We start from the raw sequence: 1,319 nt of genomic DNA, 5'->3' as shown, positions 1-1,319 counted from the left end.
TCATATCGAATTAAAGATCATTTTAGTAAAGAAAATGATTAAATTTGTACATACTTAAACAAGTGAAAATGTACATGATCATCTTGACATTTACAATTTTATTATGACTGTTTTGATATGACCTAGAAAAATCAATGATTCCTACTTCTTGATCTTCAGCATTGAGCATATTTTTGATTTCATCTATGGATAAATTTACATACTGCGTTTCTTTATTCTCTAATTTCATTTTTTTAATTTGTTCATTCAACTCATTTAATTCTACAAACCTATGCTTTTCTTCTTGTAGTGAGTTACCTAAAGAATTCACTTTACCTTTTAACTGTGTTTTCTCTCTAATCTCGATTTCTATTGATTTTATTTTATGTTGAAGTTCTTCTAATTGCTTCGTTATCTCATCAATATTCGTATAGCCTAGGTCTAAGTAACTTTGATAACTTTGTTTTTGTCGCTTATTATGAAAAATTTGGCTTTCTTTCACTTCTTTTAGTTGAGTAATATTTTCAAACACTTCTTTAAACGTGCTTTTCATTCCTAGATCCTTAAGATACAAATAAACTTTTTTTTGATCAATAGTAGTTAAGTCACCTCGACGTTCCTTTAGCTGATTATTAATAATTAATTTTTGTGCTTCTAAATTTTCAATCCTTTTATTCACTGTTTTTTTTATTTGAGTATAGTTTTCAAATGTATATAGTACATTTTTCAAACCTAAAATTTCTGCTAATGAATTGAACCTATCCTTAGGATTATCTTTTACAACAAAATCTGTTACTTGATCTTGAGATAACAGGTGTGAATGTGTAATAAGACTACCGAAAATTTCATTATCCTCTTTATTAGTTCTAAAATAATTATTTCTTAAGAATTCATCTATACCTGATTGACTATTAATTATGGTTCCATCTTCTTGTGTAAGTTTGACTTTCATATTACTTAATTTTTCATTGCGATAATTAAAACTTCTTTCTAATTTATAGCCACTAAAAAAAATCTGTACTTTACATTCTTTATCTCTGCCATAATTATTAAAAGTAAGAACATCCCTTGGTTTAAACTCACGTTTATTGAACCTATTCAACCTTCCTGTCATACACCACTCTATTGCATCAAAAAAAGAACTTTTTCCAAAACCATTATTCCCAAAAATAATTGTTATTCTTTTATTCAAATCAAAAATATGCTCACCTGTATAATTTTTAAAGTTTTTAATGACTAACTTATTTAGTAACTACTCAGCTTAGTTAGGAAACAAGGCATGCCAAATACATGTTTCCGATTTGAAAACATGATAAAGAAAAGACTCCAATCAGAGAATG

Annotated in this window: 1 pseudogene; it reads right to left on the bottom strand. The window is 26.9% G+C overall.

From position 1 onward, the window contains the following. Positions 1 to 22 precede the first annotated feature (22 nt). Positions 23 to 1,216, bottom strand: a pseudogene (locus ATL10_RS30775) (AAA family ATPase); the annotation flags it as partial. Positions 1,217 to 1,319: the final 103 nt, after the last annotated feature.

It is taken from the genome of Bacillus sp. 196mf, assembly GCF_003217275.1.
Taxonomy (GTDB): Bacteria; Bacillota; Bacilli; order Bacillales; family Bacillaceae_G; genus Bacillus_A; species Bacillus_A thuringiensis_S.
Note: the sequence above shows the minus strand (reverse complement) of the source record. Positions and strands in the feature narration are given on the sequence as shown.